26 protein-coding genes and 2 pseudogenes are annotated in these 26,476 nt (G+C 41.5%); 24 read left to right on the top strand and 4 right to left on the bottom strand.

Annotated features, from left to right (window positions below):
• Positions 1 to 178: 178 nt before the first annotated feature.
• Both HPY31_RS18815 and HPY31_RS18810 read left to right on the top strand, forming a co-directional pair.
• Positions 179 to 1,333 carry a phage/plasmid replication protein, II/X family gene (locus tag HPY31_RS18815; RefSeq protein WP_172141964.1) on the top strand — a complete coding sequence of 385 codons (1,155 nt, stop codon included), beginning with the start codon at positions 179 to 181 and terminating at the stop codon, positions 1,331 to 1,333.
• A 69-nt stretch (positions 1,334 to 1,402) separates the two neighbouring features.
• Positions 1,403 to 1,696, top strand: coding sequence for a hypothetical protein (locus HPY31_RS18810; RefSeq protein ID WP_172141963.1), 294 nt, complete (start codon positions 1,403 to 1,405; stop codon positions 1,694 to 1,696).
• Here HPY31_RS18810 and HPY31_RS18805 read toward each other — a convergent pair.
• Positions 1,693 to 1,908 (bottom strand): helix-turn-helix domain-containing protein, encoded by a 216-nt coding sequence (locus HPY31_RS18805; protein WP_172141962.1) that lies wholly within the window; start codon positions 1,906 to 1,908, stop codon positions 1,693 to 1,695. The genes HPY31_RS18810 and HPY31_RS18805 overlap by 4 nt on opposite strands.
• A 164-nt stretch (positions 1,909 to 2,072) precedes the next feature.
• On the opposite strand from HPY31_RS18805, the gene HPY31_RS18800 reads away from it, so the two are divergent.
• From HPY31_RS18800 to HPY31_RS18725, 16 genes and pseudogenes are all read left to right on the top strand, one after another.
• A complete protein-coding gene (locus HPY31_RS18800; protein WP_172141961.1) occupies positions 2,073 to 2,333 on the top strand; it encodes a hypothetical protein in 261 nt (86 codons plus the stop codon).
• A 186-nt stretch (positions 2,334 to 2,519) separates the two neighbouring features.
• On the top strand, positions 2,520 to 3,755 hold the full coding sequence (locus HPY31_RS18795) for an IS110 family RNA-guided transposase (RefSeq protein ID WP_172141960.1): 1,236 nt from the start codon (positions 2,520 to 2,522) through the stop codon (positions 3,753 to 3,755).
• A 264-nt stretch (positions 3,756 to 4,019) separates the two neighbouring features.
• Positions 4,020 to 4,340, top strand: coding sequence for a deaminase domain-containing protein (locus tag HPY31_RS18790; protein ID WP_371811746.1), 321 nt, complete (start codon positions 4,020 to 4,022; stop codon positions 4,338 to 4,340).
• A gap of 13 nt (positions 4,341 to 4,353) precedes the next feature.
• On the top strand, positions 4,354 to 4,758 hold the full coding sequence (locus HPY31_RS18785; protein ID WP_172141958.1) for a ubiquitin family protein: 405 nt from the start codon (positions 4,354 to 4,356) through the stop codon (positions 4,756 to 4,758).
• Positions 4,759 to 5,064: 306 nt separating this feature from the next.
• On the top strand, positions 5,065 to 5,937 hold the full coding sequence (locus HPY31_RS28875) for a hypothetical protein (protein WP_253901868.1): 873 nt from the start codon (positions 5,065 to 5,067) through the stop codon (positions 5,935 to 5,937).
• 34 nt (positions 5,938 to 5,971) lie between these two features.
• Positions 5,972 to 6,508 carry a hypothetical protein gene (locus HPY31_RS18775; protein WP_172141957.1) on the top strand — a complete coding sequence of 179 codons (537 nt, stop codon included), beginning with the start codon at positions 5,972 to 5,974 and terminating at the stop codon, positions 6,506 to 6,508.
• Positions 6,509 to 6,538: 30 nt separating this feature from the next.
• Entirely contained in the window at positions 6,539 to 6,946 is a 408-nt protein-coding gene (locus tag HPY31_RS18770; RefSeq protein WP_172141956.1) for an SUKH-3 domain-containing protein, read from the top strand.
• A gap of 519 nt (positions 6,947 to 7,465) precedes the next feature.
• Complete coding sequence (locus HPY31_RS18765) at positions 7,466 to 7,690, top strand: deaminase domain-containing protein (protein WP_371811745.1); 225 nt, start codon at positions 7,466 to 7,468, stop codon at positions 7,688 to 7,690.
• A gap of 18 nt (positions 7,691 to 7,708) precedes the next feature.
• Entirely contained in the window at positions 7,709 to 8,389 is a 681-nt protein-coding gene (locus HPY31_RS18760; protein ID WP_172141954.1) for an Imm3 family immunity protein, read from the top strand.
• 375 nt (positions 8,390 to 8,764) lie between these two features.
• Positions 8,765 to 9,073 carry a deaminase domain-containing protein gene (locus tag HPY31_RS18755; RefSeq protein ID WP_172141953.1) on the top strand — a complete coding sequence of 103 codons (309 nt, stop codon included), beginning with the start codon at positions 8,765 to 8,767 and terminating at the stop codon, positions 9,071 to 9,073.
• 24 nt (positions 9,074 to 9,097) lie between these two features.
• Positions 9,098 to 9,784 (top strand): Imm3 family immunity protein, encoded by a 687-nt coding sequence (locus HPY31_RS18750; RefSeq protein ID WP_172141952.1) that lies wholly within the window; start codon positions 9,098 to 9,100, stop codon positions 9,782 to 9,784.
• Between the two features lie 488 nt (positions 9,785 to 10,272).
• A pseudogene (locus HPY31_RS18745) lies at positions 10,273 to 10,482 on the top strand (deaminase domain-containing protein); the annotation flags it as partial.
• 23 nt (positions 10,483 to 10,505) lie between these two features.
• On the top strand, positions 10,506 to 11,195 hold the full coding sequence (locus tag HPY31_RS29055) for an Imm3 family immunity protein (protein WP_172141950.1): 690 nt from the start codon (positions 10,506 to 10,508) through the stop codon (positions 11,193 to 11,195).
• Between the two features lie 432 nt (positions 11,196 to 11,627).
• A complete protein-coding gene (locus HPY31_RS18735) occupies positions 11,628 to 14,003 on the top strand; it encodes a sensor histidine kinase (RefSeq protein WP_172141949.1) in 2,376 nt (791 codons plus the stop codon).
• The gene (locus tag HPY31_RS18730) at positions 14,000 to 14,650 is read left to right on the top strand and encodes a response regulator transcription factor (protein WP_172141948.1); all 651 of its coding nucleotides are present in this window, start codon (positions 14,000 to 14,002) and stop codon (positions 14,648 to 14,650) included. The genes HPY31_RS18735 and HPY31_RS18730 overlap by 4 nt, the downstream gene beginning before the upstream one ends.
• A gap of 265 nt (positions 14,651 to 14,915) precedes the next feature.
• Positions 14,916 to 15,338: a hypothetical protein gene (locus HPY31_RS18725; protein WP_172141947.1), complete on the top strand. Its 423-nt coding sequence runs from the start codon at positions 14,916 to 14,918 to the stop codon at positions 15,336 to 15,338.
• A 229-nt stretch (positions 15,339 to 15,567) separates the two neighbouring features.
• Here the strand turns inward: HPY31_RS18725 and HPY31_RS29305 are convergent.
• The 3 genes and pseudogenes from HPY31_RS29305 to HPY31_RS18715 all read right to left on the bottom strand — a co-directional run.
• Positions 15,568 to 15,657 (bottom strand): annotated as a pseudogene (locus HPY31_RS29305) (transposase); the annotation flags it as partial.
• 81 nt (positions 15,658 to 15,738) lie between these two features.
• Entirely contained in the window at positions 15,739 to 15,891 is a 153-nt protein-coding gene (locus HPY31_RS18720) for a hypothetical protein (RefSeq protein WP_172141946.1), read from the bottom strand.
• A 74-nt stretch (positions 15,892 to 15,965) separates the two neighbouring features.
• Positions 15,966 to 17,954 (bottom strand): serine hydrolase domain-containing protein, encoded by a 1,989-nt coding sequence (locus HPY31_RS18715; RefSeq protein ID WP_172141945.1) that lies wholly within the window; start codon positions 17,952 to 17,954, stop codon positions 15,966 to 15,968.
• A gap of 272 nt (positions 17,955 to 18,226) precedes the next feature.
• Between HPY31_RS18715 and HPY31_RS18710 the strand changes: the two genes are divergently transcribed.
• From HPY31_RS18710 to HPY31_RS18685, 6 genes are all read left to right on the top strand, one after another.
• The gene (locus HPY31_RS18710) at positions 18,227 to 18,814 is read left to right on the top strand and encodes a sensor domain-containing protein (RefSeq protein WP_172141944.1); all 588 of its coding nucleotides are present in this window, start codon (positions 18,227 to 18,229) and stop codon (positions 18,812 to 18,814) included.
• A gap of 4 nt (positions 18,815 to 18,818) precedes the next feature.
• Positions 18,819 to 20,627: a helix-turn-helix transcriptional regulator gene (locus tag HPY31_RS18705; RefSeq protein WP_172141943.1), complete on the top strand. Its 1,809-nt coding sequence runs from the start codon at positions 18,819 to 18,821 to the stop codon at positions 20,625 to 20,627.
• 198 nt (positions 20,628 to 20,825) lie between these two features.
• On the top strand, positions 20,826 to 23,549 hold the full coding sequence (locus HPY31_RS18700; RefSeq protein WP_253901867.1) for an S-layer homology domain-containing protein: 2,724 nt from the start codon (positions 20,826 to 20,828) through the stop codon (positions 23,547 to 23,549).
• A gap of 246 nt (positions 23,550 to 23,795) precedes the next feature.
• Positions 23,796 to 24,419, top strand: coding sequence for a hypothetical protein (locus tag HPY31_RS18695; protein WP_016741808.1), 624 nt, complete (start codon positions 23,796 to 23,798; stop codon positions 24,417 to 24,419).
• A gap of 434 nt (positions 24,420 to 24,853) precedes the next feature.
• Positions 24,854 to 25,438: a hypothetical protein gene (locus HPY31_RS18690; RefSeq protein ID WP_172141941.1), complete on the top strand. Its 585-nt coding sequence runs from the start codon at positions 24,854 to 24,856 to the stop codon at positions 25,436 to 25,438.
• A gap of 17 nt (positions 25,439 to 25,455) precedes the next feature.
• Complete coding sequence (locus tag HPY31_RS18685; RefSeq protein ID WP_253901866.1) at positions 25,456 to 26,349, top strand: nucleotidyl transferase AbiEii/AbiGii toxin family protein; 894 nt, start codon at positions 25,456 to 25,458, stop codon at positions 26,347 to 26,349.
• Positions 26,350 to 26,476: the final 127 nt, after the last annotated feature.

Below are 26,476 nucleotides of genomic sequence, written 5' to 3'. Positions count from 1 at the left end.
AAGAGGAGCCATCATGGACAGAAAAGGCGTAGCGAAAAAATGGATACAGAAGATGATGAACAAGTGTTGTCCAGTAGTATCACGGAACAAAACTACGCTTAACCGTTAAGACGATGTGAGGCAATCGTCTGGCGCTTGTGCTTACAAGAACAACATTCGAGAAGGGAAGTATTAAACAATGGCGATTGATACAGTTACCCTACGTTCACTGTTTATTGGTGAAGAACTAGCAGTGAAGATTGAGCAACAAAGTATTCTACAGCAAAAAGTGGACAAACCGTCTGGAGAAGTTTTGCGTTCCTTTACGACGAAAAGCTTGGAAGGTTCGTTTGATGCACGAATCTCAGTGAAAGTAGAGAGGTCAAAACGTGGGTTTGGGGGCAGGAACATCAAGTGTGAACCATTTGTAACGCTAGAATGTAGCGTACATAAACAGCTCATGGGTCATAACGTGTACGGCGGCCCCGAGCATTTTCAGGCGGCGATGGTATGGCTGGTAGAGAAAGTAGGAGAATGGTTAGGTGTGACTTTACCTTCCGCCTTGTTGTGGGAAGTACGGCGGGTCGATTGGGCGGAAGTGTTTATATTGCAGTCGGAACAGGCTGTGAAAGCATGGATAGGAGGGCTTCATCTAGGCGAAAAGTGTGGGAGAAAAGAAGTAAGGACGTATGGGAGACACGGAATATTTCTCAAAGGGGAATCGACATGTGTGAAATATTATCATAAAGGCTCAGAGTTTCGTAAGCACGATAGGAAACGGATTATCAATGTGTTCGGGGAAGTAGAGGCAGAACGGTTGCAAAAGCTCGCCGATCCAATTCTGCGGGCAGAGGTGGAAATACGCACCAAGAAACTACGTGACGACTTTGGACATCAGCCATTGGTTTCGGAAGTCACAGACGATTATCTGAAAGGCGTATATGATGCGGAGATGGCAAAAGTAGTAAGACGAGGGCAGAGTGGCATGAATTTGGTGTGTACGATTCATGCTGTCCAGCAACGATTGACGGAACTGTATGGGGAGAGACGGGCAGGTCGCTTGTTTAGCACATGGCACTTGATGGCTACGCTTGGCGAAGCATTTGTCAAGAAGAACTACAAACCTACCACCTATTATGAACATTTACGAGATTTGCGGAAGGCAGGATGCTCGTGGCGCGGCACAGATATTCTACTAGGGAAAACTCATGGACTGATTCCGAATGGATTTGTCCCGGTGAGAGAAGACGAGCGACGATGGACGGAGGAATCGGACATAGTGAAGGAGCAGTTATGCCCTTATCTCCACCTTTCAGAAGCGAATCAAAGGAAAAACCACCTGCTGACCATTTGAAGGGGGAGCAAGCGGTTATGCAGTGGGAATAAGCTACAGGCATTAGACATATCCGAGGAGGACAAACCCATGAGAAGAACCAATTACGCAAAAAAGGCGATGCAAGCACAGGAGAGAATTGCAGCGTGCGAAGACATGATTCAGTATGTTCGCTCGAAACGAATGTACTTTCTAGCAAAACATATGACGATGAATCAATTCGAGTTTCACCTAACACATTTAGAACGAGAAAAGGCAAGGAATGAACGGCAATTAAAGAAAGCCGCTGAAAACTTGGGAGGTATGGAGAAGATACCTCCCTGGTTAAAGCAGAAAAGCTTGTTTGCATATCTCCCATCCCATCACAAAGAGGATCAGGCTTAATCGGCAGGTTCAACAACGAGTAGATCGCTGATGGACACGTTAAGCGTTTCACATAAGGTAGCAATCGTGCTGAGATAAATGCGGTGAACAGGACGATTGCATAGATCGCTCACGGTACTAGGGCGCAAGCCTGCTTGCAGGGCAAATTGATGTCGAGTCATTTGTTTTTCTTTTAGTATCTCAGCGAGGCGAATATGAACGAGAGACGGCATGTATAGTCTCCTTTCTCCTAAGTAGTAACGGTTACTAGTAGTATACGACCTTCCCACAGAGGAAAACGACAGGAAACATACAGGGTTGTGCAGATTTTGGAAGAAGTCGTATACTACGCATCGATACATAACTGTTACCTCGTATGAAGGAGAGGTGAGCGGAGATGGACGAAATCACCGCGCAATATGAACGGAAGGTAGAGGAGGAAGAACGACTGCTCACACGTATCCGCACGTGCGAAGCTTACTTGATGGTATTACTGGAACATACGTGTCAGAAAGGGACACAGTACCACATAATCTCGATGGAAGAAATTTTTATAGCGGTGCATACCGTATGCAACAACTTGCGAAATGACCTTTTGCATGTACAACTAGCTAAAGCGCTCTTGTCCTGTCAAATGGGGCAAAGGGAGAAAAAGTGAAAATATTTTTGCTCTGAGCTTAAAAAAATCAGGATTTTTGTCATATGTTAAGCATCAGACGTTGAACGATTAGAAAATGGACTGGCTGGCGTCCCGTTGCGGGTCACTTGTTGACTAACGCTTGAGCTGAGGTTGCCGACATTTTTTACCTTTTAACGTACTTCATAGACAGAGGTGATGCCTTGCATGCACTACAAACAGAAGCATATTTACATTGGAGTTGACCTGCACAAGAAAACACATACGGCGGTGGTGATCAACTGCTGGAACGAGAAGCTGGGGGAAATTACGTTTGAGAACAAGCCGGCCGCTTTTGATGAACTGATCACGTATGTCAAGCAATTCAAGAATCGAGGCATGATCCCTGTGTATGGACTGGAAGATGTAGGCGGGTATGGTCGTTCGTTAGCGGTGTACCTGTTAGAAAATAAACAGCAGGTGAAGGAGGTCAATTCTGCTCTGTCGTATGCCGAGCGCCAAAGTTACCCGACCACACAAAAAAGCGATAGCTGGGATGCGGAGTGTGTAGCAAGAATCCTGTTAAACAAGTTGGACATCTTACCCGCCGCAAACCCGCAAGACGTATACTGGACGATTGGTCAACTGGTGACGAGAAGGAATGGCTTGGTGAAGGGATTGATCTCCCTTAAAAACCAATTGCACACCCAACTCAGTTACCATTACCCAAGTTACAAAAAGTTCTTTAGCGACATCGACGGAAAATGTGCGCTGGCTTTTTGGGAGAAGTACCCTGCCCCACACGTACTAAACGGTGTCTCGGTCGAAGAATTTGCGGAGTTTTTACGGAAATCAAGTAACAATGCGTGTTCGACAAGGAAGGCAGAAGAAATACTGGCACTAGTGCATGCAGATGGAGACACAACCAGAAGCTATCAGGAACAACGAGACTTTCTAATCAAGAGCCATATGCGGGATATACAGTTCAACAAGAAGGAAATCGAATATGTAGAAGGCGAACTGCAAGGTATGATGAAACGGCTAGACTACCAACTAGAAACGATGCCAGGCATAGATTTGGTAACGGCATCTTCTCTAGTGGCAGAAATAGGCGACATTAGCCGTTTTGCCAGCGCAGATAAACTGGCACGTTTTGCAGGGATAGCCCCTGTCAATTTCAGTTCCGGCGGCAAAGGTACGAACCAAAAAAGCAGACAGGGTAATCGGATACTTCATGGTTTGTTTTATAACCTAGCTGTCCAGCAGGTACAAGTTTCAAAAGGTAGCAAGAAACCACGTAATCCACTGTTTTACGAATACTTCAACCGCAAGAAAGAAGAAGGCAAAACACCAACGCAAGCATTGGTATGTGTGATGCGGAGACTAGTCAACATTATTTACGGCATGATGAAGCACAAGACAGCGTTTCGTCTCCCCGAACAAGTAGAAAAACAAGCGAGCTGACAGGTGGTATTGCTAGTATTCTAGCAACCACCGTTCCTTTTTAATAGTTTAGCTTTACAACATAGGGGACGGGTGATGCTGACAAACAAGAGATAATTAATGACCTTTACAATAGAACTAAAGATATAAGAGATCAAATAAAGAAAAAAGCGGATGAAATAAGAAAATCAGAAGCATTTAAAAATCTTTCAAGTAAACAGCGAAGAAATTTAGAGCAAAAACTAAGAAGATTAGAGAAAGGTAATCTAGCTTCCGCTAAAGTAGATATTTCTGGAGAAAGACTATATTTCTCATAGTCAAATTAATACATTGGATGATTTATTTGCAGAACTTGATAATTTTACACATCAAAAAAACGATAGAATATTTGAAACATATGTAGATGACGGTTTTGCAAGATATCAAGATACTGAAGCAAAAATTTTAGAGGATATCGCTTCACAAATTAAAGACCCGACTATAAAGGGTGAAATTGATTTGTTTTCACATTTTGACGTATGCCAGAGTTGTACAAATTTGATATTTGAGTTTAGACGTAAATTCCCTAATATAAAATTAAACGTTTATACTAATAGCATGAGATAAAAGGATGTGTGTTATGAGTACCTACGAAGAAATTAAAGATTCTGTGGATTTTGGGTTTGAAGAATACGTTGGTAATAACGAGTACAATACTGCTCAAGCTTCTGCAAGAATTCTAGAGGAGGACTGGTGGTTATTAAACGAAGGCAATTTCAGTAAAACAGCATTCTTTACATGTCTGGCCTTAGAAAGTTTGAAAATGAATGAAATTCCTGACTTTATAGTATTAAAATTAGACGAATTTTTAATGAATTTAGAATTTGAGGATTATATTAAAGTAGATGATGTGAAGCAACTTCTTCATGATATCAGTTTGTACAAAGAACGTATAAAAAAAGATGATTATAAAATAGTACAGACAGATAATACTTGGAAAGGAAGACTTGAATATATTTTGAGTTTAAAACAAGAAGACTTATAAGCCTCACACTTTAATGGTGTAATTAATTTTTGTGTAAATCCATTTACAATTCTAGCAACAAGATCGCACAATACAACTAACAAACTAAACACTAAAACACTTGATAAACTTTCAAAGGCTTATTCCAACTTGAACGGTGAGTGGGAATGAGCCTTTTCTGTCTGCAGAGGAAGACAACTATATTTTGTTGCTTGTGTAAGAGTATATCTAAAAATGTATAACTATGGGAATTGACTATCTGTATTGTCGGGCGCAAAAGAATTATACAGCGACTACGTAGAACCTTTTGTAAAAGATGCGGAATACATGTGGGATGACACTGTAAAAGGCGGCATGTGGACCAGGTCGATTGAAGAAAGCTACGAAAAAGGTAGCAATCAAGGCAAGAGAGATTTGGCTATCGCCGAGCTGCTACTCAGCCGTGGGGCTGCGTCTGCCTATAAGCAAGGAGTAAAAAAGGCAATTGACTTACCAGATGGGGATGCCCAACGTGGAAAACGAGACGGTGGAAATAGAACGGGATTACTTCTCGATGGCGTTGATAACAACCGGAACAGTAGCGCATCCCTAAAGGGTGGAAAGCTAAAGACGCAGGCTAAGAGTTTTCCAAAGTCGATCGAGGAATTACAAGAAATGGTTGATAAGCTTCTCAAGCAGATGGGGAACGTGCTTGGTGGAGTTGCTGTTTTTAGAGAAGCTTATTCGGGTGAATATAGGTTTTATTTTGTTCGGCATGATGATTTGTCTGGTAATGGAGGCGGTGGTGGAGGGAATCATCGTCGGAGTGATAGTGGTAATGAGGGGACGGGTGAATCTAATTCAGGTGATAGAGTACCCGACATGGATTTGCATTTTCAACAAGCAGTCAAGGCTCGAGATGAAATACTCACTGAAATTGCTACATGGAGTAAAACTAAGATACGGGATGTTGCAACAGTAGTTGGAGGAGTAAATATAAAAACAGGTAAAGTTGCAGTTGGTGTTAAGAGTTCGAAAAATAACTATGGAGTTTGTGCTGAAGATTTAGTTGTTGAACAATTAGGTGGATATGAGAATATTAAGGATATAGTTATGACACCTGCAATAAGGCCTAGAACAGGAGATGTAATTCCCGTTTGCTTAATATGTCAAACTAAATTTATGAGAGAAAACTTTATACCAGGGACAACATTCGATTAAAAATTTAAATTTTAAATTATAAGGAGAGATTGTAATGAGCTATGTTTATGAAGAAGGTCAAGTTTGTATGGATTTCTCAAATGAGGAGATTATTTCATATCTCGTAGAACCTTTAAGCAAAAATCCGAAGGCAGAACTTAGAATTCTTTCAGATGATGAAGAATTTTTACCTTCTTCAGGGAAAATGATAGAATACGTCGTTTTAGATGGAGAAAATGAAGATTTTCATGTTAGTTTCTACCGTCATCAAACGTCTATTTTTTTCCTAAATGAGGAAATTATGTTGATTGATGATGCGATAAAGGAAAAATATACTTCAAGTGATACGTATGGTAATGTCGTTTATGAAGGAAGTTTAAGAGACAAGTCTCATAAAGAAATTCTTGAGTTGATTTATGAATTGGTTACTCTACTAATAGGAGCAAAAAGCATAAGTATTGAAGAAATAAAAATTTCTCAGGTAGGGTTAGAGTATCCAAAATGTGAATATAAAATAAAAATTACTTCAGATGAGGTTGTAACAAAAATAGTGAAATATGCAAATATAACATTTTATTTGAATGTAACATAAAAATGATTACAAGACTTTTAGAAATGACGTATGAGTAATGAAACTATGAAGATTTTAAGAAATTCTGGTTGGTATGAGGGAAGAAATATAGACACTAAAGAAATCGAAGAGAATTTGGGAAAATTAGGTTTCACCATTTATCCGGAAGTGAAAAAATTTTTATCAGAGTTTGGTAATCTAGTAATAGAAGATACTATAAACGATGAGACCCACAATACAGGTGTGAAGTTCAGAAGCCAGGGAGCTTTCAAAGCAGAGGAGAAATATGCTCAAGAAAATTTAGTGCCCGTGGGTTTTATTGATAGTGACAATCTTGTGCTATTTGTATCAGAAAGTGGAAAAGTGTACTGCAGTACAGGGAAATTAGGTGATAATGCAAAAGAAGCATGGGAAAGTTTAATTGGGGGTAGCGGTTTTAAGCCGTGGGGGTCTTTCTAGATATGTAATTTATTTTATACAAGCAACTCTAAATAATGTATATGTATATGTATATTCTTACTACAATGTAACGCCACAATGCGAGTTAACTGCCGTGTTGTGGTTTCTTTTTTATCCGCCGCTTCATGCTAAAAAATAGTCATACAAGTGGCGGCTATTCAAAAATAACCCACTCAGTGCCTAATGAACACATACTTCAACCAATAACAGATATAACCCGTGTAATAACCGTATAAAGATTTCGTCAATATGGTTATAAGCATGTAAACGCTAATCAAAAAGTTGACCATTTTTGGGGCAGACGCTCATCTTCGAGTTGACCACCTAGGATGCTTCATTTCACACAAAGTAGCATTTTATTTCCTGCACCAATGCTCGTCGAGGATAAAGGGTAAACGCCTTGCTACGCAAGTCCCTAACGATCCTCGGCTCAGCAAAAACATTTGCTAATAGGTGTAAAAAAGATGATGTGTGTTCAGTCTTCCAGTTGGGTAACTTTATCTTGAGCAAAGTGGTCAAATTTTTAAAAGAGACATGGATACGGAGTATAAAATTCTAAATGATTTAGCTGACAGATTAGATAAATTACCAGATCCATCAAATGTTCGTGGAAAAATAAAATTATTCACTGAATTAGATACCTGTGCAAGCTGTAGCAGAATCATTGAAAAGTTCTACAAAGATTATACCAATATTGATATTGAGGTAATTCATAACGATGGTAATATGATCATTCCCAAATAACTATAAAGGTAGGTTTATATGAAAAGAAATTATGAAGCTTTATTTGGTGCATTTTATGGTAAATATTTTGAGTTCAAAAATGAAAATATGAGTAATTCTGAAGCTCTTGCTAGAACAGCTTATGAATTTGAAGGTGTAGTAAATTTGGGTGAAATGGAAAAGGCAGTAGTGTATATTGCAAAAGGAAATATTAGTTTATCAAACAAAAGAATATTTATTAAAGCTAAAGAAGAATTGGTTAAAGTTTTAAATTCATTAGATTTAGAGAAACTTCAAATTGAAATTTCTAAAGATGAGTACGAGGATATATTAGAGCGCAGAGATCTAGTACTAGATGAAATTGATAATCTACTACTAGATTATGATCCATTTGCAAGATGGTATTACTATGAAATGGAAAAAGAAGTGAAGAGTTATTTCGGAGAAATAATTAATGACTTGGAAGATGAAAATGAACTTGTTGAAAAAATATTGGAGCGTTTTGAACGTGATTGTGAGAATACGCTCAGTGAAAATATCGTTGTAAAAACTACACTTGCAGAATTACTAATTAGACACGGTATAAAGGAAAATGAACAGTTTGTAAAAATAAGAAGTGAGTTGGAGCAGTTTGATTTGAATGATGTAGGTGAACAATTATCAGAAGATGAGAAATTAGACCTGTCTATCCGAATCAATGAGGTATTGAATAAGCTTTAGAATCATAGTCTGGTTATGTCCCAAACGAGTACTCACTACTTGTCTAGGTTTCTTACTGTTTACTGCATTATCGTACAGAAAGAAAAACTCAGCTAAACTACCACGCAGCGTTGACATTGTAGCAGCAACCAAAGTGAAAAAAAGATAACTTATCGGGAACAAAAATTATCGTCAAAGGCTTATTCCAACTCGAATGATGAGGAGGAATAAGCTTTTTCCTGTATGTAATAGAAGGCAAACAGATTGCTTTTAAACAGGATATGCAGTAAAACGATCAGACTGCTGTCATGGCCCGCAGAGCCTTCAACGCTGAGGCGAAAGGGAAGTTAGATGCTCTCGGAGATACCTTGTTAGGCTTGTGGAATGTGGTAGTAGATGCCGGAGTCAGAGAACCCCGAGGACATCGTATTTAATGCTACAAAAGCTCCTGATCTTTTGGGGGAAGAATTTAAAAGGGTTGCAGACTCGGAATATAAAATATTGAATGATTTAGCCAATAAGATTGGGGATAATCTTAATGCTACAGGGAAAGTAAAGATATTTACCGAAAGAGATACATGTGGAAGCTGTAATTATATAATTAGTCAATTTAAAGAAAGATATCGAAAAATTACAGTTGAGGTAATTCATAATAGTGGTGATTTAGTACCCCCTAAAGAACTTCCTAAAGAACCCGATAAATAATAAAAAAAAGGTGGTAATTATAGAATGAGTTTGAAATGGGAGTATGAGGAATTATTTGAGTCTTTTATAGAAGATTATACTTCATATAAAAATACAAACATGAGTGATAGGGAATCACTTGCAAGAACATTCGATGTATATGTAACAGTTCTAAATCAAGGAGAGATGGAAAAGGCAATTATCTATATTGTATATTCAGAGTTATTATTAAAGCAATCAAAGGTACTATTTATTACAAAAGAAAGAATAAAAGAAAAATTACTCTCATTAGATTTAAATAAGCTCAAAGAGGAAGTAACAGATGAGCAATTTAAGGATTTACTAATCCGTAGAGATAGAATCTTACAAGAAATAGATACAAAGCCATTGGATTATTATCCTGTAGTAAGATGGTATTATTTTGAAATGACAAATAACGTTAGGGAGTATTTTCAAAATCAAAATTTTGAAGCATGTAGTGAAGAAGATATTGTTAATAATGTCTTGGAACGATTTAAGAGGGATTGTAGAAATACGTCAAGTGAAAGCATAACTGTCAAAACAACTTTAGCTGAATTAATATTACTAAATAATATACGAGCAAATGAATATATTAGGGTTATAAAGAGTGAATTAGAGCAGTTCGATTTGAATGATATTGGCGAACAATTATCGGAAGATGAGAAGAGAGACTTATCTAGTCGAATTAAGGATGTGTTGAGAAAACTATAGTCAAGATATTTGTATAGATTTATACCACAACAAAAAGATAATGTAATAGAATCGACTAAGCCACAATGCCAGATAGCCGAACGTATTGTGGTCTTTTGTTATATTTGAGACTTATTGGTTGAACATCCCACCCAGTGCCGAATGAGTAGGGCAGATGAATCTAAGTAGACTTAACTCAAGTTGTATTCGTATAAAGACTTTTTCATTTTATTTGTACGCATGTGAATGCTAATCAAAAAGTTGACCATTTTTGGGGCAGACGCTCATCTTCGAGTTGACCACCTAGGATGCTTCATTTCACACAAAGTAGCATTTTATTTCCTGCACCAATGCTCGTCGAGGATAAAGGGTAAACCCCTTGCTACGCAAGTCCCTGACGATCCTCGGCTCAGCAAAAACATTTGCTAATAGGTGTAAAAAAGATGATGTGTGTTCAGTCTTCCAGTGGGTAACTTTATCTTGAGCAAAGTGGTCAACTTTTTAAAAGAGACATGGATACGGAGTATAAAATTCTAAATGATTTAGCTGACAGATTAGATAAATTACCAGATCCATCAAATGTTCGTGGGAAAATAAAAGTATTTACTGAATTAGATACCTGTGCAAGCTGTAGCGGAATCATTGAGAAGTTCCACAAAGATTATCTCAATATTGATATTGAGGTAATTCATAACGGTGATGAATTAGTTGAACCATAAGGAATTTATTAGGAGGACATAAAGTGAAACGAAATTATGAGGCTTTATTTGGAGCTTTTTATGAAAACTATTTTTATTTTAAAAGTGAGGGAATGAGTGGTCCTGAAGCTCTTGCTTGCACATGTGAGGCATACTTCGGTATGGATAAAAGAGGTGAAATGGAAAAAGCAGTATTGTCTATTGCGGAAGGGAGAATTCATTTAACACATTCGAAAATTTTTGTTAAATCGAAGCAAAAGATAATTGATGCATTAAATTCTCTAGATTTAAATAAGTTACAACATGAAATAGCTCCAGATGATTATCAGGACATATTAGAACGAAGAGATATGGTGCTTGATGGAATTGAAAGTATACCTGTAGATTATAGTCCGTATGCAAGATATTACTACTTTGAAATAGAAAAGGAAGTTAAAAATTACTTTGGGATTTTATTCAATGAGAAGAAAGATGCAATTGAGCTTGTTGAGGAAATAATGGAACGATTCGAGCGTGAATGTAGGAGTACATTAAGTGAAAAAATAGTTGTTAGAACAACACTTGCAGAACTACTTATCAGATATAGAATTAATGCTAAAGGGGAGTTTTTGAAAATAAAAAATGAATTAGAGCAATTCGATATGAATGATGTGGGGGAACAATTGTCGGAAAATGAAAAGTTGGATCTTTCTATGCGAATTAAGGAAGTCTTAACTAAACTTCAAAATTTATAGATCATTTTATTATTTCAAAGAAGTGTATTTAGAATGACACAACCCAAAACGCCACAATGCGAGCTAACCGCCGTGTTGTGGTCTTCTTTGTTTCTGTCACCGTCTCAGCGGTTGATGGATAGAACCCACCCAGTGCGGAATGCATCGGGTGGCTAAGCTCAGGGGCAGACTTAGCCCATGTAATACCCGCATAGAGATTTCTTCATTTCAGTTGTACGTACATGGAGATTGAATTTTATACCCTATTTAACGTAATAGTATTGCATCGAACAGGTCGATTATGGTCAGATACCACCATGATTGACCTGTTTTTATGTGCAGCCGAAGGAAAGTAGACCTTATGGGGAGAAATTGGTAAAATAAGGTAATTTATGTTATGTTTCACAAAAGTACATTGATTCAAAATGATCGTGGTAAAGGAGATCCAGCCGAATGCAATTATGTAAGAAGCAATGGCTTTTTATCGTCCTTTTTGTACTGGCAGGCTTTTTTGCAAGCTATGCGAGTTATTTAGCCTTTACCAAAACGCTCGTGAACATATATGTAGAGAAAATGCCTGACGGGGCTTGGATCGTTTCAGACAACGTCGTATCGGAGTACAATGCAAGTCAGTGGGCAGAGGAGAATGACATAGCTACAGGCGATAGGATTATAAAAATAGATGGTCATTCTCCCGATGAGGACATCTCCGTTTCACGGTTTGGGAAGATTGGTACGGCAGATATACTGGAAGTCATAAAAGACGGGAAGCGGATTGTGCATCACGTACAAAATGAGCACAGCATTTCGTATCTGGTGTACTGTGTGATTCTGCCAGGCATTATTTTTGTCATGCTGCTTCTCTTTTCTATATTTTTGCTGCAGAAGACAGAGGCGAAAAATGTTCCTTCGATCACGTTAATTCTGTTTTTTCTGGCGACCGGGTGTGGCTATGTATCAGGCGCTACCGCTGGCTTGGGGGACATGATCATTCGGCTTGGAAATACGCTGGGTGTTTTGTTCTGCCTCGTTTTATTACTGCATTTTCTTCTTAGCTATTTTGACCTCCTCCACACGAGAGGGCGCATCCTATTGACTCTCGTATACTTCACAAGCACGCTCCTCTATGTTGCCGAAAGCTTCGCTTCATTTGCAAAGATGAAGGAATACTTCCTGACGGTGTATGTAGTCAAGCTGACCTTTTACTCCATTGTATTCTTGATTAATCTCATTGTTATTTTATTGCAATATTTCCATTACCGACGAACACGAAAAGAAGCGATCATGAAGGTTATGCTCACCGGGATATGTGTATCCTATTTCCCTTATGTAGGGCTGGTGACCTTGCCGAAAACGCTCTTTGGTTTTGAATTGATCCAGACGGAGGTAGCGGTCTCGTTTCTGTTTTACTTGCCTGTCTCTTTTTATTATTTGGTGACAGCGAAACAGCTTCTTGATATTGATTTTTTGTTGAACCGATTAAAGTATTATCTCCTGCTGTCACTGTTGCCGTCGGTGTTGATCTTGCTGATTTGCATGTATGTGATCGGCTATTCTCCTAATGGAATGGTGAGCTGGCTTCAGCTGTCACTGGCGACTTATCTGATTATTACGCTGCTCTTTTTTGCGAAAGAGACGCTGGACTATGAACTAAGGCACATTTTGTTTCGAGAAAAACTCAATTTCCAGTCAAGCCTGGATCGTTTTTCACGAGAGATCATGAGAGTGATGAAGGTGGTAGAACTGGATGAACGCTTGCTTGCTGAAATACGTGACACGTTGCAAGTAAAAGCCGTTTCCATCGCAGAGATTGAACCGAACCAGAGGAAGGTACATTGGCTGGAAGGTTATCCAGCTCCGCCAACGGAGAATATTATTCAGGTTCTTCAAAAAAATAGCGTCATGAAGATTGGGGACATCGTTACCGATGAGAGCGGTGTGTTTATCCATATGGGGGAGCGGAATCAGAATTTGGCATTTGTCTGGTTGCAAAACAAGCCCAACCAGACACAATTCAATATCGACGAAATCATATGGATAAAAACAATGATCAGATATGTAGGTCTTGTTTATGAAAATCTTTTTTTGATTGAGAAGCTGTCAGACGAGCTGGAGGAATCACTGCAAAAGCAAAAAGGGGTGTCACCGTGGCTCCTTCGCTTGTTTTTTCGCATGTCCGAGAAGGAAAGGCGCCGACTGGCAAGCGATCTGCACGATTCTGCGTTACAGGAGCAAATTGTTTGGTACCGAAGACTGGATAAGCTGATTACAGACACGAATACACCAGAAGCGGTCGCCAGTGAGCTAACACATATTCGAGAAGGACTCTTGGATGTCATCTATCAAATCCGTCAAGTTTGCAACGAGTTACGCCCGCCATTTTTGCAGGAGATGGGCATTGTAGAAGTGCTGGAGGGCTTGATTTCTTACACCCAGCAACAAGAGAATTTTACGATCACGTTTGCGAAATGTGAGATTCCTTCTGATCTCGATCCGGAAATCTCGATCAGTCTGTATCGGATTGTACAGGAATTGTTGCGAAATGCTGCTAAACACGCCTGTGCATCCAGCGTCCACATCACGTTGGATTGCAACAACGAACACCTGATCCTGCACTATTCCGATAACGGACAAGGCATGGCTGAAACTGAGCTACGATCAACCTTTTCTCACATGGGCATCGTGGGGATTCAAGAGCGGGTGCGCTGTTTACGGGGGAGTATCCTTTTTCAAACCGATGTGGGAAAAGGTTTTGATGTTCATGTCACACTGCCCGTAGATAGGATTGCCGATACACTTTTATTGGATGGAAAGGAGATTTATCCATGATGAAGTTGTTGTTGGTCGATGATCATCCCTCCGTTCGGGAAGGAACAAAAGTCATGTTTGAGGAGGAGACAGATTTTGCAGTAAGCGCGGTGTCTTCCGGGATGGAGGCATTGGAGCTGGTCAAAATCATTGACTTTGATGTGATGCTGTTTGATTTGCACATGCCCATAATCAACGGCTTGGAGCTGACCAAGCGCATCATGAGCATTAAACCCAATCCGCTCATCATCATCTACACAGGCTTTGAAATTGAGCCGTACTTTAACAAACTGGTAGAGGCGGGTGTCTCCGGTTTTGTCAGCAAAACGGCCACAAGAGAGCAGATGATCGAAGCCATCCGATGCACAGTGCGCAATGAAACCGTTATTCCGATTCCTTTGTTCAAGCAATTAAGACGAAATAGTGTACGGCTATGTACAGGAGAGGATCAACTGGAAGAGGTGTCCATAAACGAGCGGGAGCAGCAAATTCTGCTCGAAATTGCAAAAGGTCGAAGCAACAAAGAACTGTCGGAGATCTTGCTGATGAGCCAGCGCAACGTGGAGTACCAGTTGACGCGCATCTTTGGAAAGTTACAGGTACGGTCGCGGGCAGAGGCGATTAGCGAAGCGATCAAAAGGGGGATCATCCCTGAACAGAGTTGGTAGTTAGGTAGTCGTTTGGAGAGAAGAGCGTTTGTACTTGTGAAAAGTCGAGCGCTCTTTTTCTATTTTGGAAGAATGATTGCGGGGAGCGCAAAAGAAATACGGGATTCCGAAATAGCGTTTTCGGTGAAAAATGGAAAAATATGGATTACGATAATAATCAGAAGAGGTTGAAGGTACTGAAGGAGGTGAAAAGCATAGCTGGATGCCTTACAGGTTGATCTGATATCACGGAATGAGTATTACAAAATTTGAGGAGGTTGTTCTGATGTTGAAACGTTTTGCTTTTTCTGTTCTTTCGGCAGCTATGGTACTATCATTGGGAACTGGTGCTGCATTTGCTTCTCAGGGAGATCGTGTATCAACGGCTAAAGCACCTCTTGCTGGGAGTATTCAACAACAAACAGCCAATCTTTATGTTTCATGGGGTACAAAGTCGGGAGCCAAATATTACAAATTGTCCATAAGAAATACGGATACTAATCAAATTCTCGATACTGATGCCTATTATGACGGCTTTAAGGTGTTTACGGATTACAGAAGTGTACCTAAAGTGCCAACAGGCCCATATAGAGTTTGGGTTGGTGCATTTGATTATAATGATAACTTGATAGGGCAGGATATAAAAGAACCTGTAAGGGTTTCGTACGGTGGTTCTAATAATATATGGCTGAATCCCCAATATCGATAAAACACCTGTCCATGCAGAGCCACTCAGTAGGGCCATAATGAGAGCACTGCAAAAGTTAGTGTTCTGGTTGAAGCTAGGGTCTTCTCTAACGATTCCAAAAATGCAGACCAACTCCTTTAGGAGGCGGGCTGCATTTTTTCTATGAGCTTTACCATCCGTTTTGCGTTTATGACGAAAGTCGTACAAATGGCATATATTCGCATACGAAAGAGATCACGGTTTTTGCAAGCTCAGACTCACCCTCACGATCACGTGGAACTTGAATGTCCACCTCGCCATAATCGGGAACGGACATTCTTTTACTGTGTCCATTACGGCTATATTTCATCTCAGCTTCGAGCATTCTTGAAAAAAAGACTGCCAAGTTTCTCGACAGCCTTAAAGTGGGGGAGAGTAGCTATTAATCCTTCAACTCAGTAATCACTTTTGAAGCGCGTTTTTCATCCGGAGTAGGGAACATTTGAAATTGATGCTGAAGCTCGATTTCCTTCTCATTCAAGTCACTTGAAACTTTTTGCTCAGCTTGTCCCCTGTGTTTATCGCTATTTTCCACGACCAGTCACCTCCCTTAAAGGAGTAGGGTATACAACAAGTTCCTACTTTATCCCAAAAAGAGGAAAAGGATGCTTATCGTTTAATCGGCAATGAATAGTAACCAAATGCTAAGTCAAGCAAGGCACTGGCTTCTTGACGCTTCAGTAAATCTTTTGAGCGGAAATTGAATGAGCCATCTGCGTTTACCTTCGTGTCAGGATCGACGATGCCTTGTGAAACGAGAGCAGTGATCGCATCTTTTGCCCACGCGTCGGCGTTGTCTTGCAGCGTCACTTTGCTGGTTGCCACTGGTTCAAGCTGCTTTAAATTTTGGATCATGGCAGCAGCGACTTGTCTTGTAATTGGTGCCGTTGGGTTCAAATTAGGGATGCCTGCGGCCAATTGCTGTCTAAGCACGTCTTCACTCCCGGCCATTACGTAATGGCCTTCTGCTTTGATCAGGGTGTCAGCAAATTCGCCTTGTGTCATGGTCCCTGTAGGATCAAATTTACTTCCTGATTTCGCTCCCATAATGGAAAGGGCGCTGAGGTTGTTGATAGGGGTCTTATAGCTGCTAGTGTTAGGGACGTCTGAGTAGGTCTTTTCCATTTCCATTCTTTGAGATTCGCCAGCAATGTTAACGCCTATTGCTGTTGTGTAATAGTAGTAGTTGATGTTACCGTTTTTGTCTTCCTTGAACGAGACTTTTTCGCCTGTCTCATCTTCAAATAGCAATGGTTTAATCATTCGCAGTTTTTGTTTTCCGGTTGCCTCACTCTCAAGCACGAGTGATCCATTCTCATAGGTAATAGAAGTGCGTGTCCAATAGGCACGTGTATTTTGATACAGGCCGAAATATTTTTGTGCATCCGCTTCACTCAAGGTCATGTAAACAGGCTCAGCTTTTTTCTCTGTTTCTGGGAAATAATGATCCATGAATTCTTTGTAAATATCAGCGCTAACCATTGAATCATTGTTGTAGGACATGAAAAAGCCGGTTTTATGTTCCGGGATCAATACCATCAGGGAAGAATGGCCTGGCATGTTTCCGCCCTTCAAAACAACTTTCTGACCATTTGCATACTCTGGAAAATAGTTTTCAAAGCCTAAGGTTGTGATCGGGATGTCACCCGCGGAATACTGGTGCGTATGCATCAAATCCAAGCTTTTCTGGCTGACGATTTCCTTGCCGTTAAATTTTCCGTTTTGCAGGTGCATGATCATGTACTTTGCCATGTCATCTGCTGTTGATATAATGCTTCCCTGCGGACCATCAGTTGGATTGGTTCCTTCTAGCGGACGTTGCTCGCCAGTATTAAAGTAATTGGTAGCCATTCTCTTCATGAGCTCAGGCTTCAAGCGTACACTGGTCGAGGACATTCCGAGAGGTTTGAACACTTTCTCATCCATATACTGGTAAAAGGGGATTCCACTTGTTTTTTCCACAGCGTAGCCAGCGAGCAAGAATCCTGTATTATCATACGTATAGACTTCGCCAGGTGGTCGGACGATGACCGGCATGTGCTTTGGAAAGAATTCATCCATAGAGATGTCCTGCCCGATGTATTGTGGACCGGTAAAGGTAGTTTCGTCCGGAAATTCGAAGCCGGGTGTGTAGGCGAGCAAGTCGTACATGGTGACTGGTTTTCCTGTCTTATTCGGAATTTTTAGCCCACCGAGATATTCCTCTATATTGGCATGCAGGTCAATTTTACCCGCATCGACTTGCTGCATGGCAGCCAAGGCTGTAAAGGTTTTCGATACTGAGCCAATTTGGAACACCGTGTCTTTATCAACAGGGGTTTTCTTTTCCTTGTCAGCAAAGCCGTAGCCTTTGTTCACGATGACTTTGCCATCACGGACGACAACAAAGCTGGAACCAGCGACATTATATTCTTTCATTTTTTTTGCAAACAGTGGATCGGCAAACGCTTCTATTTCTTTGGCATCCACCGGTCCTTGGGCAGCAATGGAAGCAGTCTGAGTGGATTCCACAGCACCGAGTGACTGCGTGCATGCGGAAATCAAGGTTGTGGAGAGAAGAAAAACGACGAGACTCATTTTTTGTATCACTTTTTTCATGTGCGATTCTCCTTTTTGTGTTAGCATCACGGTTTGACGCACCGACTCTAAGAGTGAGTGCTTGAGCACAGTATGGCAAAGCTTGTGTCATACTCGGTAGTTACTTCCTGTCATCACTTTTCCGACTGACAAAATGATTTTGATGAAATGACATGATTTAGCCTGTCATATGACATTTTGATACTGGCTCATGTGACGCCTAGTGGATTACGGTAAGGGCAGACCGTCATCAGTGTGTCGGAAAAGGGATAGATAGGAGAGAATTAGCTTACATGAAAAGAGCGATCATGCGTAACGTTCAAAATGTTATCTTTTTGCTGTATACATTTGTCTCGGGAGTATTTTATTTATGTTTTTACATGGTCAGTATCGTGCTTGGCTTGGCCTTGTCATTTACCGTAGTGGGAATTCCGTTGCTCACCAATGTGTTGCGTACAACTCAAACCTTTGTCCAGCATGAACGTATTCAGACGAAGATTTATACGGATATTTCGATAGAACCTTTGGAAACAAGACAAAGAATAGAAGGAAATCAATGGAAGCAGGCAAAGGCGGAATTAATGGATGTGAGAAACTGGATATCCGTTTATTGGCTGATGAAAAAATTTGTCCTAGGCTGTATCTGCCTGGTGATCGGAGTGCTCATCTACATTGCACCCGTATGTTTTGTGATCGTACCGTTGTTCTATCCTTTCGTGGAGATACATTTTTTCGGGAGCGTAGTGGATTCAGAGCTGAAGGCATTGCAAATCATGAGTTTAGGATTCATACTCATGATCGGATGCTCCAAGCTAGGGAACGGTCTGGTACAATTAGTTGGTGGGTACACGCGCTTGATGTTCAAAGCAATTAGGAGATGATGGTTTGTTAGATATCGTAAAACAATGGGCCTGGTATGACTGGGTGATGTTTTTTTTACGGCTGATCGTTTGCTTTTCACTCACCGTTACGACTGTACAATTTGGAGATTATCTCACGCTGCCCTTATGGATGGTTATCCTTTGGGAAATGATGGTTTTTTCCGTACCGTGGATTTGTTTAATGCTGAGCTATCGTTACTATCTAATAGCAGAAATGCTCTTGTTTGGCGGATTATCGATTTATCTCACGTCTATGTTTCCGGAGGCGTACCTTACTTTATTGATGCCTGCTTTTTTGATTGCCGCCAATAGTGCGGAGAAATCGTATCGCTGGGCGGCTCCCATTACGATTGTAATCCTTCCACTGCTGCTTGTGCTTTTTTCGCGGGAAATTGATGCCTTCGTGATTTTTCCGCAAGTCGGACTTGCTTATGTGATGGGGTTTGCCTTTCATTTGCTCATTGTCAATCATCGACAAAATGAAATTATTCGCAAGCAAAACAGTGTGCTGGAGCAATACCTCACCCAAATCGAGAGAGTAACTCTGCTGGAGGAGCGGGATCGGCTTTCCAAGGACCTGCATGATACGATGGGGCATTCCTATGTCTCGATCATCATGGGGATGGAAACCTTACGTCAGGATATAGCGTCGCAGGAAGGGGTGCAAAAGCTCGAATCCCTCTTGCAGCTTGCGCGAAAAGGCATGAAGGAAGTGAGAGGGTACTTGCATCAGATGGGGTCACCGCAAGAGACGCTTCCCTTGGGTCATTCACTGAGGCAGCTTGCGGAGGAGTTTCAGACACATGCAAAAGTGAATGTGCGCTTTCGTGCGATTGGAGAAGAGTATCCTGTAGGTAAACAGGTGAAAATGACCTTGTTTCGCTGCTTGCAGGAATCATTGACGAATGCCGTACGTCACGGGCACGCTACGGACATCGTCGTTTCCTTGCATTTTGAGCAGCAACAGACGAGGCTGGAAGTACAGGATAACGGTCACGGGGTAGAAAATTGGGAGGATGGCTTCGGGATCACGACGATGAAAGAGAGGGCGGCTCATTTGCAAGGAAGAGTATCCGTTTTCTCAGAGCGAGGAGAAGGAACGCTCGTTACTTGTTTGGTGCCGAGGATGGTCGAGAGCGCCGACGAAATCATTCGTTTGGTTATCGTAGATGATCACTCGTTTATTCGGGAAAGCTTGCGCTCGATACTCGAGGGACAGCGGGACCTGCGGGTAGTCGGGTTAGCCGAGGATGGGGCGCAGGCTGTGGAGCTGTGCGAGGAGCTGGAACCAGACCTGGTGCTGATGGACTTGGAGATGCCGAATATGGACGGGATTACTGCGACAAAACGAATAAAGGAAAAATGGCCCGGTATTCGTATTCTTGTCCTGTCTACGTTTCAGGATACGGAAAAAGCCAAGGAAATCATGCGTAGTGGTGCAGACGGCTATCTCTTAAAATCGATTGAATCACGCGAGCTAGCGGAAACAATTCGCCTCGTCCATCGCGGTGGTACGATGATTGCACAGGACCTATTTCATAAAATGCTGGATGGACAGCCAGTAAACGGACAGGAAGATTTGCTGGTTGCGCCGAAACAAAGCGAAAAAGACGAGAATGCTTATGGTTTAACGAAGCGGGAGCAGGAGATTTTGCAGATGCTCGCCCAAGGCATGCGTTATAAAACAATCGCTTCCAAGCTGTATTTGTCAGACGGGACCGTGCGTAACTATGCGTCTGCTCTGTATGACAAGCTCGGCGTGCGGAATCGGGATGACGCGGTACAAAAAGGGAAAATGGAAGGACTTGTGTGATGTGTGTAGCCAGGGAGGTAGGTCCTGGCTTTTTTGCTTTTTCCTGTCCTAATAGATGGAGGGCCAATGCATTCTGCTAAAAATAGTAGGTTTATTGTAAATATTTCTTGTTCTGTTACTATGAAGTTTAGTGCAAAATATGGTAATTGGGAGACAGAGCAAAGAGATTATCGGGGAGATATTTGGTGGAGGACAACTATGAAACGATTGATGGCAGCATTGTTAAGCCTTGTGTTAATCCTGACGGCCCAATTTAATACGGTTCAAGCCAATGGGAATGACACAGGAGTTGATTACGAACAGCAATATACACGTATCGGAGAGGATTACCACATCCTTAACGATAATGTGCTACTGTCGAAAAAAGATGGAACCGTATGGACTTGGTACATCTATGGACATCCTCTTAGTTCTTCAGATCCATTCTATAAAGCCAAGAAGATGCAAATTCCGGGCTTGCAGAATGTGAAGGAGATGACAGTCAAAAGGAAGTCGGCCCGGGGAAACTATATTGTTAACTACGCGGCCCTAAAACAAGACGGAACGGTGTGGTATTGGGACGCCGACCCCGTCACCACTCTTGAAACGAGTACGGCTAGTGCTCCGAAGCAAATCAAAGATTTAAAAAATGTAACGTCACTAGTCGCGTATTATAACAATGCCTATAAGGTATTGTTCGTATTAAAATCAGACGGTTCCGTGTGGAGTTTGGGAAGTGAGATAGGTACCATGAAGGGTGTCTCACCCGTTCTAGTTCGAACAAAGCTGCTAGATGATGTCGTATCCATAAAAATGGCTAACGGCATCGTATTCGCTTTGAAAAAGGACGGTACGGTTTGGAGATGGAAGGCAAATTCGTATCTGCCGAATAACCGCTCGAAAAACACAAGTCCAGAGCAGATGAACGGATTTGCTGATATCGTCAAGATAGAACCGGGCATTTCTACCAGCTATGCCTATATGAAAGATGGCACAGTCTTGTCTTGGTCAACCGCTGACACGAAAAAATACCCTTTGTATTTACACGCAGCAAAAGACGCACGAACGATCGTGCAATTTGACTCCATGAGAGATCGGAATATCGATAAAACGTATGCCTTCCGAGAAGACGATCAGCTTTGGTCAGTGGACAACAACGATAAAGTTTTCCCAGAGTTTACGGACATCGCTTCTATATACCAAAATGACTATTCCCCACAAGCCAGGTATTACTATGTATTAAAAAAGGATCAGACTTTGTGGGCTTGGGCAGATTCGATTGCCTTGCCGAAGCTAGTTGTTTTCATGGATGAAACGGTAGCTCGTAATCGTTCAGAGAAAGCAGATAAACCAGCAGCCGAACGCCCTGGGACAGCAGACAAACCAACGGGGAATCGCTCTGGAACAACTGCCCAGGCTGTGATACGAACTACGCCGGAAATGAGTCTCTATCCGTATGTCACGATGCTACAACCTGGGAACAAACAATTCATTGCGGTAAATAATTTGCTTCCCGGGACAAAAATGACGTACACCATTGACGATCCGAGTATAGGAACCTTAGCGAATGTGAATGGTACACAGGTTGTAAAAGCGAACAAGCCCGGGCAGACCATTGTGAGGGCAACGGCAAGCAGAGCTGGTTCTCCGGACGTGACTGCTTACTTTTTGTTGTACGTCGTCGACAGTAATAGGCTGTCCGAGACGTATTACACGGCCGTCCAGTCGGTTCCTGTCGCTGACAGACAGCGTCCGTTTATTGTGGAGGGACTGACCCAAGCAGGAGAGCTAGTTATTACAGCCGCAAGTAGCGAAAAGCCGGAGCTTGTTGACGGCCAACTCGTCATCACGCCCGAGTTGATTGACCGCGTAGCTGACAATGCGCGAAAGGCTAAGACTGCCGTGGAGCAGACGCTATCGGAAAACAACATTGCCCTTGCTAGAGAGTTAGTCGTAAATGGGGAAATTTTAGCGTCTCTGCCTGAACAAAAAGGTTTTACAGTCAAACTGTATAAGGATAGCTTCACGAATCGTAAGGATGTCGACTATCTTACCGTTCATACGGGGGATGCGAAACTGACGTTTAACCTTGAGACCGTAAATCGCCTGTTCGGTTCGCTCCCGGTTATCGTTATTCGCTTGGTGGAAAACAATAACGGCGGATATCACGTACAATTTTTAGATGAGCAAGGGCAGGAGCTTTCGAACGTATCAAGCAACATCAGGCTCATTCTGCCTGCAAATCAGGCAGACGCGACACATACTAGCATGTTCTATACGAATGGGAAAGTAACGCAGCCTATCGGAGGAAAGTTCAATCCGTACAATAACGGCATGGAAGCCGAAATAAACCGTTCCGGAACCTATTTCGTGGACGATAACACTAAATCGTTCCCTGATCTTGACAATAAGGATCCTGAGTTACAGCAAGCCGTACAGTTTCTGGGATCGAAAGGAATCGTAACGGGAAAAGAAGATGGCAACTTTGAGCCTGATTCACCGCTTACCCGTGCAGAGTTCACGGCGATGCTTGTAAGAGCTTTTTACGCTTTGGACGAAACGGCGACGGAGAGCTTTTCAGACGTGAACCCGCCGCAATGGCATGTTCCATTTATCGCTTCATCCGAAAAAAAGGATATCGTCAAAGGTTATCCGGACGGCACGTTTAGCCCGGATCATACCATATCCCGGGAAGAAATGGCTGCGATTGGTGCAAGATCATTACATGAAAAGAAAAATTATTACTACCCTTCGAATACGGAGGACTACTTGAGTCAATTCACAGACCAACACACGATCTCCGAATGGGCGAGACCAACGATGGCTTTGGCTGTGAAGCAGCGCTTGATCGATGTCCCTGCTGATAAACAGATTAGGGCTGGTGAGGCTGTCACTCGCGGGGAAGCTGCCCGAATGCTGTATCGACTATATTTGCAACTTTGATATTGGTAATAACGAATAAACTTTAAAAGGCTCATTTCACCCTGACGTTAGGGAGAAATGAGCTTTTGAAAATAATGGAGAACAGTAATGAGTTAGTCACAGCTGGTAGAAGACTATGAAACTGGGTTATGAAATAGGGCTGAAATTTGACAGGCATTTTCAAAAAGTTGTATAGTAAACTACCAAATGTACCCAAAATATACATTACAATTCTCCTATCAAAACTCCACGAGGAGGAACGACACGATGGAAATGTCTATCACAAGAGGACTCTCAGAATTAAAATTACTCGATAAAAGAATCCAAAAAGGTATCAATGAAACGACTTTCATATCTTCGGCTATTGGACCGAAGCCAGTATCTGGCTATACGTCAACAGAGCTGTATGTGGAAACAACAGAGCGCAACTACCAATCCACCATTGATCTAATAAAAAGAAGACAAAAAATTAAGTCGCTAATCGTCGAATCCAACGCGAAGACAATGGTAACGATAAGCGGCAAGAGAATGACAGTAGCCGAAGCAATCGAGCGAAAAACCTCCATTCAATATGAGAAATCACTGCTGGAGAAAATGAGAAGAGATTACAACCACGCTGTCACGCAGGTTGAAGAGAAAAATGAAGAAGTACAGCTGCGATTAGAAAAGCTGCTCGAAGCGAACTTTGGCAAAGACTCCAAGGTGAAGGATACGGAAATGGAGGCGATCTCCAAACCGTTTAAAGAGCAGAATGAAGCGAAGCTGGTAGACCCATTGAAATTAAAAGAGAAAATGGATACGCTTAGTAAAGAAATTGACGAGTTTGAGTGTGAAGTCGATTTTATTTTAAGCGAATCCAATACGATTACCAAAATCAATCTTGTGGATTAACCGTGTAATTTGCTAATCATTTGAATAGCTGATAAACGAGAGTCCCCTGCCTAGTGGGTTAACTAGGCCATCCTATAATTATTTGGCGGATATGAGGATGAAAGCTCAAAGATGAGAGCTCAGCTTTCAAAACTTACGTATCAAAGCTCTTTAGGCTCAAGGCTCAGGACTTACGCTTTAAAACTCGATGAAATCTTGGGGCATTGGTCCATAAAAGTACACTCTCTGGACTTTTCAGCAACCACCAAGCTAAATGGTTAGCAACTAGCACTCATACAAAGTAGAGATATGTTGAGAAATGATTTTCAACGTACCTCTACTTTTTTATTTAAACGAAACGGTTAAGAAATAGAAAAGTTATGACGATACAAATAGGAAGAAAAGGAAATGAATTGAATTGAATGTGCAATACAAGAAAGTCAGGGAGTGAAGCAATGGAATTTGAGTTTCATGTTACCTTCAACGATCTCCAACTTGATGAAAAGGAAGCTTTTATCGATCTTTGCCAATCGGAACAAGTGAAACCGGTCATGATCGTTTTGGATCAGGGAAATTACATCAATCAACCGATGATAACAGGAGTAATCAAGCGAGCAGATTTTCAGGAAGCGAATAAAGAGATGGAAAAGATTGCAGCTACGTTTCAAAACAACGGTTTTACCATCGTCCGAAAAAAAGTAGAGATTTCACCAAAAGAAGAAACGTACTTTTACCAGCCCATCCTAAAAAACTCGAAGCCTTACTTCGAATGGCATGGCAAGGTACAGGTCGATGATGTCGCGGCGTTACGAAATTTATGTGAGGGTCATGGCGGACATATCTCGAGAAACTCTTTGAATGCGAATGGAAAAGTGAGATTTATCACCGTCCGAGAATATGAAAGCCCGAAACAGTTTTACGATCGAGTAGAAAAGATTCATACCGTTTTGCAAGAAAATCAGATCGGGCTAATTAAAGAACAATACGAACTATGCATTTATGACAGCCGAGAAGAACTGGACAGTGGCTGGATTTCCTAATGAGTAGAGGGAGGATCATGATGATTACATACGACGATGTAGCAGAGTTGGAATATGAGGCGAGAGAGCTCATTGTTTTGGAAGCACTGTTGAGAAGAGTTGCTCTTGTGAATATGCCCTTTGTATTAAAAGGCAGTCTTCTAACCAGACAATATTTGGACAACCGAGAGATTCGGGACGCGAATGACATCGACTTATTGTATGCGGGGAAGATCAGGGACGTTGAACATGCCCATGAAGTATTTACACAATGGATGATCCAAGTAACCGAAATGGATCTAAACGACGGCGTGGTGTTTAGAAGTTTTCGAAAAAATGCATTTTGGAGATATATCGATTACGCAATGGCAGATGATTTTCCGACGATCAATACGGATATTGCCTATTATTTCACAGGTCAAACAAGGGAAGCGAATGATTATAGCGAGCTTGATCTGGATATTTCGTTTAACCTGGAAATGGATGCAGAACCGGTTCCGCTACAGTACCAACCTGCCATTGGGGAAAGCTTCTTGGTTCCGTACACTGTGCCCCTGTCCATCCAGGTTGCTTGGAAGCTGCATCAAACGATTGTAAGGCCGAGGTTTAAAGACTTGTACGATTTGAAATTTTTACTCTCACACCCGTCCTTTGACAACGATTCGCTCAAGGAAACGTTACAGGCGCTCGTGAACGAATGCAGTGTCGATCCATCTATTAAAAAAGCGGATATGAAAAAGGTACTGGTCGATGATTTACAGCACATATACGATTCATTATCCTACGATTACGACCTGAGAAAATATGCGGGCAGCATGGATCGTGGGCTTTATTTTACGCAGTTTGTCAGTGATTTGCGTAAAAAGATGGATTTTGCCGGGATTAATGGATATGCATTTGAAAGTTTGCCAAGTCCAACACCGAAAAAATAGAAACAGCATAGGAAGTGAAGTAGGCTTATTCCGTCTGTCGTGGTAGACGGAATGAGCTTTTTTAAATCATTCACCATCATCATTCATGAATAATACCCTACATTAACCCAATTTCTTTAGATCACAC

This window comes from Brevibacillus sp. HB1.3, assembly GCF_013186635.1.
GTDB lineage: Bacteria > Bacillota > Bacilli > Brevibacillales > Brevibacillaceae > Brevibacillus > Brevibacillus brevis_D.
Note: the sequence above shows the minus strand (reverse complement) of the source record. Positions and strands in the feature narration are given on the sequence as shown.